Origin of the sequence: Roseburia sp. AM23-20 (assembly GCF_003470905.1) — a bacterium.
Lineage (GTDB): Bacteria > Bacillota > Clostridia > Lachnospirales > Lachnospiraceae > Roseburia > Roseburia rectibacter.
The window spans coordinates 7,963-18,837 of the sequence record NZ_QRHS01000038.1 but is presented as its reverse complement, the minus strand read 5'-3'; the positions used below and the strand labels follow the sequence as shown (position 1 = coordinate 18,837).

General features: G+C 37.0%; 13 protein-coding genes. All 13 read right to left on the bottom strand.

Features of this window, described 5'->3' with window-relative positions:
• The coding region (locus tag DW650_RS18385; protein ID WP_118210775.1) for a hypothetical protein at positions 1–663 on the bottom strand (663 nt) is incomplete at its 3' end.
• Positions 664–730: 67 nt separating this feature from the next.
• Positions 731–1,231 (bottom strand): hypothetical protein, encoded by a 501-nt coding sequence (locus DW650_RS18380; protein WP_118210774.1) that lies wholly within the window; start codon positions 1,229–1,231, stop codon positions 731–733.
• Between the two features lie 40 nt (positions 1,232–1,271).
• Positions 1,272–1,934: a hypothetical protein gene (locus tag DW650_RS18375; protein WP_118210773.1), complete on the bottom strand. Its 663-nt coding sequence runs from the start codon at positions 1,932–1,934 to the stop codon at positions 1,272–1,274.
• Positions 1,935–2,059: 125 nt separating this feature from the next.
• Entirely contained in the window at positions 2,060–2,740 is a 681-nt protein-coding gene (locus DW650_RS18370) for a DUF6033 family protein (protein WP_118210772.1), read from the bottom strand.
• A 40-nt stretch (positions 2,741–2,780) separates the two neighbouring features.
• Positions 2,781–3,728: a hypothetical protein gene (locus tag DW650_RS18365; RefSeq protein WP_118210771.1), complete on the bottom strand. Its 948-nt coding sequence runs from the start codon at positions 3,726–3,728 to the stop codon at positions 2,781–2,783.
• A 27-nt stretch (positions 3,729–3,755) separates the two neighbouring features.
• The gene (locus DW650_RS18360; RefSeq protein ID WP_118111264.1) at positions 3,756–4,655 is read right to left on the bottom strand and encodes a hypothetical protein; all 900 of its coding nucleotides are present in this window, start codon (positions 4,653–4,655) and stop codon (positions 3,756–3,758) included.
• A gap of 212 nt (positions 4,656–4,867) precedes the next feature.
• Positions 4,868–5,617 carry a hypothetical protein gene (locus DW650_RS18355; protein ID WP_117841223.1) on the bottom strand — a complete coding sequence of 250 codons (750 nt, stop codon included), beginning with the start codon at positions 5,615–5,617 and terminating at the stop codon, positions 4,868–4,870.
• A 131-nt stretch (positions 5,618–5,748) separates the two neighbouring features.
• Positions 5,749–6,492 (bottom strand): hypothetical protein, encoded by a 744-nt coding sequence (locus DW650_RS18350; RefSeq protein WP_055216937.1) that lies wholly within the window; start codon positions 6,490–6,492, stop codon positions 5,749–5,751.
• A gap of 13 nt (positions 6,493–6,505) precedes the next feature.
• Entirely contained in the window at positions 6,506–7,459 is a 954-nt protein-coding gene (locus DW650_RS18345) for a hypothetical protein (protein WP_015568070.1), read from the bottom strand.
• A gap of 22 nt (positions 7,460–7,481) precedes the next feature.
• Positions 7,482–8,423, bottom strand: a complete 942-nt coding sequence (locus tag DW650_RS18340; protein ID WP_243095824.1) for a hypothetical protein — start codon at positions 8,421–8,423, stop codon at positions 7,482–7,484.
• 79 nt (positions 8,424–8,502) lie between these two features.
• Entirely contained in the window at positions 8,503–9,336 is an 834-nt protein-coding gene (locus tag DW650_RS18335; RefSeq protein ID WP_118210770.1) for a hypothetical protein, read from the bottom strand.
• Between the two features lie 196 nt (positions 9,337–9,532).
• Complete coding sequence (locus DW650_RS18330; protein WP_055225148.1) at positions 9,533–10,300, bottom strand: hypothetical protein; 768 nt, start codon at positions 10,298–10,300, stop codon at positions 9,533–9,535.
• Between the two features lie 52 nt (positions 10,301–10,352).
• Positions 10,353–10,875: hypothetical protein (locus DW650_RS18325; RefSeq protein WP_118210776.1), on the bottom strand; the 523-nt coding region annotated here is incomplete at its 5' end.

Below are 10,875 nucleotides of genomic sequence, written 5' to 3'. Positions count from 1 at the left end.
TTCGTTTTGTACAGCTTTTCGTCTTGCCTGTGCTCTTTTTACTGCTTCCTTTTCCTGTTCTTTCATAAGTTCTTCCATTCTTTCGTGGCGCTTCTCCCACCAAGATTCTCCGTCATTCGCTGTTTCTGATCCACTCTTTCCTACTGGACCTGCATAACCGTAACATTCTTCTGGTGACGCTCCAATAACATCAAAACTAACATTATTTGATCCTACCGGCAAGCCTTGAACGGAATATGCTGAACGAACTCTGTTCAAAACATAGTTCTCATATTCAGGATCATTTTTCATTCTTTCAAAAGCTTCTTCATTAATCACAATCGACCCTGAAGAAAATGTGGAACGAACCCATCCGCTTACGGGATATTGGGATATTTGATTCATAACCCATTGTTTATACTCATCCAGTGACATCTCATCCTTTGATTTTTCAGAAACCACGCTATTGTTTACAGCATTGTTTATCCGAGGTGGATAATCAATCGTCACATCTCCCGGATACATCACATTACTTGTATCCGCTGAATTTTTACTTTCCTCTACTTTCTTCACCGCATTTACAAAAGTATCTTTTGATGTAGTATTACTTCTGTTTTTTGCAGAAGTTAAGTAACTGTCAGCATACGGATTTCTTCCTATACCATTCACATTTATACCTGCCATTTATGTCCCTCCTAAATAATTATATATATGTCTCATCGTTGTCATTTTCCGTTTCTGTTCCAGTCAATTATAACTTTTCCAATCTTTCCAGAAACGCAACATAGAATTCTCTTTCTTTCATACAAGCCCTCTGAACTTCTATGCTTTTAGGGACATATTCCAGTGGATGGTCTAAATTATATAAAGCCTGTTTCGTTGCCTGAATTGCAGATTCTGTTGTGTTTCCCAAAATGTCGATGTTATCCACATCGACCTCACCCTTCATCTGCTTATTCAGCCTTTGTACCATCATCTGTGATATATGGCTCAACATTCCGTTTTTCTTTATTCCCATACCATTCGCATTTACTTCCTTTGCTGCTTCCATCCATGCATCTTTTACCTCCTGCGGAGTATTCGGACCAATCATATCAAATGCTTTTTCGTTAAAATCCACATCTGCCATATATGGATTTATACTCTCATTTTCCTGTTCGGTATGTTCTGTACTAAATTGAGGAATATTATCCTGTCTGCGTCTGTTTTCGTATGGCACACCATTCATAGAATAGTTGGAACTAATCTGCATATATCAATACCCCTTTTTTATTTGAATTGCATTATTATCATTAGGCTTTCGCTTCAAAAACTGGTCTTTTCTCCAGATAATCCGGTAATTCTTTTAATTCAGAATTCATACCATTCTTTACGGCATTATATTCCTTCCAGTAAATGGAATAAAATTCATCTTTTCTTGTAAGTTCTGCCGGAGTCATTTCGTATCCCCAGCCAGCACCGGTATTTGACAATACATTGACACCCTGACTCTGAATTTGAACACCATAACCTCCTGATGTTAAAATAGTGAAATTTAATGTTCCGCCCCCTGCCAGTGCAATCTGCTTGTCCGCAAGATTCTGATTTTTTCCCTCTGCCTGTTCCAAAAAATCCAGTAAGGTTAATTCTCCGATCCCTTTACATTTTGGATTGGTATTTTGATTTTTCATTGCACTTTTTGCCTGTTGGTATAACTGCTTTCTATCCGGTGCAACCTCTGACAAATATTCTGCCCTTAACTGCAATACCTGCCTTGAAATAGCGTCTTGTTCTGTCTTATCAGTAGCATTGGCAGCCTTTTGTGCCAGTTTCTTAATCTCACTCACAAATTCAGTCTGCGTTCTTGTACTATTTCCTTTCGATGGAATATAAGACCAGTTTGGTTCTCCATTACTACCAGAAGTAATTAACTGTTCCCTTCCAACTGTTCCTATATTTGAAAAAGAGATTCCCATAAATCCACCTCACGGTTCATAAATAAATCTATCTATAACTTTATATCTACTGACTTTCTGCCACTCTACTCTCTGGTGATGCCATCCTATGCACCAATTAGATATTTTTCTTTTATCAAATCCTCTTATGCCTTAACATTACAACTTCCTCCGATAGATGGAGCTGTACCTACTGCCTGTGCTACAACATTCTCTGTAATGCTTTTCATATCCGTACCAATTGCAAATATTGTGCGTCTATCTTCCTGAATTTTCTTCATCTTCTCTTTTCTTTCAGCTCTCCGTTCTGCAAGTTTTTGTTCATTTTCTTTCCTTTTCTCAATTTTTCTATCTTCATCAGCCTTTTTTTGTTCTTCGCTTGGTCCTGTAATAACCATGGAGCCCATATTACCATCCTTATCTATCCATACCTGACGATACTTAACTTCACTACCAGTCATTGATTTAATCATTGAGTCAGCCCATCTATCTAATGCTGGAATTTTTGACAACATATTTTCATATTTTGTGGCAACCTCTGGATTACTCATCATCCTATTTAAAATCTCAGGAGCAATCCTCACATCTGTTTTTCCTGTACGATTAGCTGTTTTTACATTTTTATCCGAACTTCCTGCCACAATATCTATTTGAGGATTTTTTTCCTGCAATTTTTTTACATAATCTTCCTGACTCTCTTCTGTTTTGCTCACCTGTGAATTTTCCTTTGTTTTTTGAATATCACAAGCTGCCTTTTTAACCGTGTTCTTGTAACCTGATGCATAATACGATGTGTAACTGCTGTTATTGATACCTGTAATTGCCATAATCCTACCTCCCTGTTATTGAAACTTAAAATAATTTCTATTATATTGAACGACTTGGATATTTAATTTCCGTTGATGTAAATTCATCTTCTGCCGAAACATTGATATGCCCACTGCTGTCAATAGCATACTCTTTACCATAAACGGAAAACGTATCTCCTTCTTTATATCCGATTTCTATCCAATTTATATCATTTAACTGTTTTATCTTTGCGTCAACATTTATGGTCTTTCCTGATTCCTGCAATAAATAAGTGTGTTTTCCTGCTCCCGCATCTATAGAAAAGAATCCCGGAGAAATCCCGACTTTCTCACAGACGGACAATACCTCCTCATTGCTGTAGAGATACCCCCACACACTCTTTCCCTGTGCCAGATCAGACAGGATATTGCCTGCCTTACACATTTCCCACTTATAATTTGTTCCTTTTTGATTTGTATTCTCTGCAAGCAACGATTCCGAGGCTGCCCAGCCTATCCTTCCATTGTTGACCGTCCATGTATATTTACCGCCACTTGATGTTGTCCATGAATAATAACTTTTATTACTTAATACCAAAGAATTATTTGCAGCACAAATGCCTGACATGGTGCTTGTATTCATTTTCGGTACTGCATAATTAGGTACTACCTGTCTGCTCCCATTAAGGTCAAAGGAAATAACCCCGTACTCCTTAAAATCAGAATTATATCCACAGGAAACATTCTCCCCAAAATTGATTGCATCCAAAATAGCACTTGAATTATTATAGTTTGCAAAATAATAAGCCAATTCACTGTTAGAAATATTCGCATTTTTATCTATCAGTGCAGCTATTGATTGCTTTGAAAAGCCTCGTGCAGCATCAGAAATACTTAAACTGTCCTGTTTTTTATTATTTCCTGCTCCAAGCAACATCTGTATTGCTTTTTGGTGTATTCCTGCCTCTGCCTGCTTTGAATATGTCAACAGCTGGTTTACTGTGTTTACATCTGTTACTGTCTTCATAGCTAGTCTCCAAACCCTTTTTCAACATTAAACGCCAAACATATGCTGCAATTTGTCCAGCATATTATTTACTCTGCCTTCAACAGCTTCTGGCTGATTCCTTAATTCATACCTGCTTCCATAGTAATCATTTAAACGGTCTTTCATCTCATTACAAAATAATTTTTGATCTGTTTTACCATTTAAAAACTGATTGCAGATACCACTTATCTCTTTCTTCTCATTTGTATAAAAAGCTGTCTCATCTGAGATTATTTCTGACTTGTACTTATAAGATTCTGTTTTGCTTCCAATTCCAACAACCATGTAATCTGGTGTCATTCTCTCCATGATGGAATTACGTGCTGAATCATTAAAATGAACATATTCGTCAATCATGTCTGAAAAACCAGCTTGAAATTGCTCTGGAACATACATTTCATTTACTTTCCTTAGCCCAGCTTCACTTGCACTTAACAAAAATACAGATTCATAAGAAGTTCCTCTATATCCCTCCTGAGCATTCAAAGAATCTACATCTGCTGTCATTGCATTAATCTTCTCTTTTAAATCTTTCATTTCATCTTCTGTCAAATATTCAGAAGCATTTTCGTCCAGCCATTTTTCAAAAACCTCTGACTGATTTTCCGAACAGCCTTCAAACGCACTTTGTTCTCCAGAAATGGAAGTTGCTTTCAAATCTAATTTGAATAAATTTTCACATTTATATTCTGCTGGTATCTCTCTTATCTCTCCCATAATAGATGAAAAATGCATTGTATGAAAATCCGATACCTTATTACGAGCAGTCTCAACTAACTTTCTTGCTGAATCACTGATTTTCACATCATCCTCCGAAATAATATTCTGAGGAACAGTTGTTTTCTTCTCAACCTTATTTTTTATCATCTCTGGATTATTAATATACCTATTTCCTTGAACTTTCATAGCAACCTCCTTAAGTTAGTCCACACTTTCTATACTTCTTTATCTATCTTGCTCGATGTCAAAGAACCTGCATCTATTTTCAGGTAATCTACATCACTGTCATTGCTCAATGAACCAATAAAACGATTTATATCTACTGACTTTCTGCCACTCTACTCTCTGGTGATGCCATCCAATGCACCAATTTGATATTTTCCTTTTATCGAATCCTCTTATGCCTTAATATCAAAACTTGATCTATCAGGTGCAGAAATACTCACAGATTCTGCTACAAGGCTCTGTGTCATACTTTTTACATCATTACCAGTTACGGATAAGGTATAATCACCCGTTTCTTTTCCTTCTGCCGATTTTTCTGCACGTTTCTTTGCAGCCTTTTCTTCCTCTGCTTTTTTAGCAGCTCTTTTCTCTTTTACTTTTTCCTCTTTTTCTCTGTTCTCTTTTGCTTTTCGTTCAGCATTCTCTTTCGCTATTTTCCCATCTGGATCATTTGTACCAGATATTGCCACCGAAATATTTCCGTTTGCATCAATCATATAACTCAGATTTGTCAAAGTGCCCAAACATCCATTCACCGCACTTTTTGCACAATCTGGAATGGCTGCTAAGTTTTCCTCCAGATACTTTGCTTTTTCTGGATCATTCATACACTTCTGTAAAAATGCACTTGAAACGGATACTGTTGTCGGAACCCCTTGCATTGAAGTCGTTCCCGTATTCATATAATGGTATTTTCCTTGCAAGTATTTTGAATAATCATTTACATTGCTATACCCCGTCTTAATCTGCTCTGTTTTTGTCACACCGGGACGTGATGTTTTTAATTCAACTGTACTTGTTGTCACGTTGCCGTCTTTTGTATTTGTACTATCCTTTTCACTATCTGTTTTTTTAACAGTATTCTTGTAATTTGAAGCATAATACGATGTGCAACTGCTGTTATTGATACCTGTAATTGCCATAATCCTACCTCCCTGTTATTGAAACTTAAAATAATTTCTATTATATTGAACGACTTGGATATTTAATTTCTCTCAGCCTCAATATGATATGTAATTACTATTTTTATTTGTAAATCATAGTACTAACATCATCAAATCTTAATGCTCATCAATAACTGCTCTCTATTAGGCTGAATCATTGTATATTTCTCCTTAAATGAGGTAATTGCACCATACATTTTCTCAGTTAAATTTTCTGGGATTTCGTCCTTTCCCCTGGTTTTTTGCTCCTCAATGTAAGCCGATGCCAAAGTTGACCTTGTGGTAATTTTTGAAATTTTATTCATTTCTTCACCAATAATTCCACGGGCATGCTGATTGGTTGTCTCCATTGTCACAAAGTCATCCACTGTTTTTTTATATGCTACATCTAAATTGCTTAACTCTTCATCCTTTGTAAGCTTACGAGGTCCATTTTCATCAGCTACATATATTTCTCTGGTTCCATTTTCATAGCCCTTCACAATTTCATCATATAATTCTGCGTATGCTTTAACATAATTATTTGCCTTGTCAGTAATATTTAAGGCACTTTTTCCTGTATCAACATTTTGATTCTGCTGTGCTGCCTTCTTTTGAATTTCATAACTATAATCAATATCACTGATTTTTTTACTCGCTAACAGTTCCTTTCTTTGAACCACATCATCATATTTTTCCTGTCCACTCTGCTGTATACGATTACGATAATACTCCAATCCCTCATTAGAAATCGAAAGCTTCACTGATTGCCCCACTGTATGTTTTTCGTTTGTCTGACTATTTCCTTTCTGTACTTTATCAGTATTTTTTTCCATTATTGAATTCGTATTATTCATGTAATTAAATATTTTCATATTGTCACCTCTTTCAATTATTCAAATATCCCTGATCCAGTTCTTCTTTCGACCAGACTCTTTCATACGTTCCACCAATTTCGTCAAAAACCTTTTGCCATGTAGAAAATTTATGGATTTCCTCCATGCTATCCTTGTTATTCTGAAGCCATTCATACAGCTTTTCATACATAGAACCAGAAAACCGGACACTCCAATTGTTTTTATAATTTTCATTGTCACTGTATGACATTCCATCAGCTCCTATGGATATAATTCCCTGATCTGTCCGTTTTGCCATTCCTCTAATCTCTAAATCAGCCCAGATAAAACCTTCTTCCCGACTCTCAATTAAATTAGGGTATTTGTCAAAATACATCTCCGCTAATTCTTCATACCTCTTCCAATCCGCTTCATTTTGCAGAAGAACCTTGCCACCTCTGCCTTCCTCACCGTCTTTTACTAAATACTGGATGCCGGTACCTGAATGTGTATTTAATGTAAATCCCTGCAAAGTCTCCACATCCAGCGAATCTTTATCCATTACATTCTGCAATGCATCTTTTAATTCATCATCTAATACCAGGGCATCGTAACTCATCGTTCCATGCTCAGAAATCAAAAACTGCTTTCCTGTTGTTTCATCCTGTCTTATTTTTATATCAGAATAGGAAAATGCCCCCAAACGCTCCCCGTCTTTATTGTATATATCAAAACATTCAGCTTCATTATCGGGTACGATTCTATAATTTTCGGATTCGTACTCTGAATATTCCTGTTTCAAAGTATTTATCGTTTTTCCTGACAGTGCCAGATAAGAATCCATCACTGTACTTTTCTTAGCACGATTGATATCCGCTCTACTGCTAATATCCTCCTTATCCACCGTCTGAGCCAAAGTGTCAGCCCACTTATTCTGGTTCCGATTTGGTTTTAGGTTGTTATAACCTGTTGAATAACGGCTCTCCGCTCCTATACTTCCAATCATTTTTTAAATTCCTCCCGGCATTTTATTCTCTTATTTTAGATGCCAGTACGGTATAAAATTCTTTTTCCTGCTGCAGATATGCTGCCCTTTCCTCTGTAACCGCTGCCAACGGATTTTCTATTCTCTCCAATACTTTGTCGATAGCTGCTAAACAACTTTCTTTCGTTTCACCAAAAATATTGTCATCACCACCTGTCAGAAAATCCTGCTCTACAGATAACTGCGTTAATGTACTGGTTACATCCGTCTGAAATGGATTAACCCCCGTTTCTTCTAAAGTTTCCTGCCACGCCGCTTTTACACTCTCCGGCACTGTTTGAAGGTAATAATCGCTAATATAAGCAATCTGCTTTTTGGTCTTTTCATCTGCAAACTGGTAGGTTCTGTTATTCGCTTTTAACTGTTCATATGCCGCCTGCGCATCACTGTTCGCTTCTGACTCATACCAACCATCTTTATTTTTGCTATATTTCATACCATTGACCGTAAAATCTTTGGAAGTGTCTACACCCAGATAAGACATAACATCCGTAATTCCCTCTGTATACCGGGCATATTCCTCCTTTGAATGTGCTACAGTAGTCATTGTCCCACCTGCATTTCGCAGCATGGATGCCAATGCATCTGCCATTCTCTGTGCTTTTACATATGATTGTGTATCATACGGATTATCTCCACCAGAAACCTCTACTCCATGCGCCGTAACCGTAAGCACATGACCTCCATTAACACGGATTCTTTGCCCTTCCGCAATATTAACAGAATTATTCTGTCTGCTAAGTGACGAACTCTTCGCCAATTTTATTGGTGTTTTTAACGCTTGTGCCAGATCCTCTACCGGATTTAGTAAGTGCTGCAACATCGCCCCATTATATGCTTCCTTATCTTTAATAACTGTATTTTTATAATTAGATGTAAGTGCTCTTGTATTGGGATTAATATAACTTGATATTGATTGCATCATCTCAACCTCCAATTATTTTCATTCCTCTGTCATTCGGAATCTATTCACTCTCCATAACGGTCCAAGTGATCTATTACTTTTATGACCATCTATACCAAGTTCCGCCATTCAAAAGCTGTGACATACTTTCTTTGTATCTTTTCACTGCTTTCTGCTGAATGGAACTAGGCACCACATAATCGTTACCAACTTCACGTATTTTCCCATTTACCAGTTCGCAATGTGTCCCGTTTATCACAAATTCTCTGCTTGTATCCACTCCCTGTGACGCAAGAAAATCTAAAATATAATCGGTGTATGTATCTGTCATACTTGAAAAATACTGCTGATCCGCAAAATGTATCAGGGAGTTCAGACCACCTATCATCATATTGCATCTTTCATCATCTGCCTTGCTTCCGTTTCCATAGCCCTCGCCCCAGACAAAATCTTCCTGTACCGTCATGCTGTATCCATTTCCAAGATTAAATCTGCTTCCAACCCCAATCGTGATACTGTTTGTACTGGGATCATATGGTTTGTACCCTCTGGTTTTAAATGGCTGCTGTACGGTTCCAAAGGTTTGAATCTCGGATGGGAGATATGACATACCCGTAATTGCCGTAAACGCTTTCTGCCCATTCACATAAAAGGAAGTATGGGTTGCACTGTCTATATCCGCTGTAATCTCGACTTTCTCATCATTGGCAAAAGGATTCTGTCCGGTCATTCCGGTTCCATATGCAAACAGCATTCTTGTAAACTGATATCTTGTATGCTCATCAAAATGATTCAGTGTCTCTGTATCTTCTCCCTTTACATCTCCATTGCAAAAATCAACAAATTCATTTTTACTGCCATCCTTTGTAGATAGCTTACCTGTTTTTGTGTTATAAACAAAATTATAAGAACTTCCTACGCCTGTTATACCCATTGCATTTCCTCCATTGCATTTTTTCGTTGATATTCCTCTGTCATTCGGAATTTGCAATCACTTTCCTTATATGGTCCAAGTGATTTATAAATATATAAGTAACCATATTATCTCCTACCTTATATAAGTCTCATAACAACTGCCAACATTCTCTTATAACATTAAACAGCCTTTCATGTCTCTAGAAAATATTTTTTTAAGTATTGTGATATATTGTTTTAGCAAATAACCTCTGAGTCGTTTCCATAAAGTTCTTATCGCTACTCATAATATCCCAAATTACACTCTTTGCAATTCCTGCTGTGTATTTCGGTTCTTCACGCATTTCTAAAAATCTTTTTTGTGCTTTCTCCATCATGGATACCGCAGTATCTATATATTCTTTTTGTTCTGCTGTATTCTTCTTCACATTAGTTGTTTGAAAGAATTTAGAACCGTCATTTGTCTGCTGACATACAATATATCCCGCCAGATTTGCTAATCGCTTATTATATGCCCTGTCTAAACCTGCCAAATCTTCATCAAGTGTTAATGAATTTTCTCCTGTGAGGTCATAAGAAACCTGACGTTCTCCATTCTCATGTTCTTTCACAATATAATTGTAACGTGTTTCATAAGCATCCATCATAGACTTCATCACATCTTCTAGATTGTATTTTCCGTCTTTTAACGTCAGTCCACTATATTCTCTCATTGAAGTATAATGTTCCCATTCAACCTCATTTGTATCTTGTATTGTTAATTCATATCCTATCGGTTCCTCAACTTTTGGCTTTACTTCTCTTAATTTTTCCCGCAATGCCCGCCTTCCTTCATTCGATATTTCTACATTGTCTATCTGCTTATTTTTATAAGCAACATTGTCATCCATACCTCTGAAATCTTTACTCTTTCTTTCCATTTCGAATAAACAAAACCTATCGTAAGAAGGTGTTTGAAATATTTTCATATCAGTTCCTTTCACATTTCACCATCGCCTATTCACTCTCCATAACGGTCCAAGTGATCTATTACTTTTATGACCATCTATACCAAGTTCCGCCATTCAAAAGCTGTGACATACTTTCTTTGTATCTTTTCACTGCTTTCTGCTGAATGGAACTAGGCACCACATAATCGTTACCAACTTCACTTATTTTCCCATTTACCAGTTCGCAATGTGTCCCGTTTATCACAAATTCTCTGCTGGTATCCACTCCCTGGGACGCAAGAAAGTCTAAAATATAATCAGTGTATGGATCTGTCATACTGGAAAAATACTGCTGGTCCGCAAAATGTATCAGGGTATTTAATCCCCCGATTATCATATTACATCTTTCATCATCTGCTTTGCTTCCGTTTCCATAGCCCTCGCCCCAGACAAAATCTTCCTGTACCGTCATGCTGTATCCATTTCCAAGATTAAATCTGCTTCCAACCCCAATCGTGATACTGTTTGTACCGGGATCATATGGTTTGTACCCTCTGGTTTTAAATGGCTGCTGTATGGTTCCAAAGGTTTGAATCTCGGATGGGAGATATGACATACCCGTAATGGCT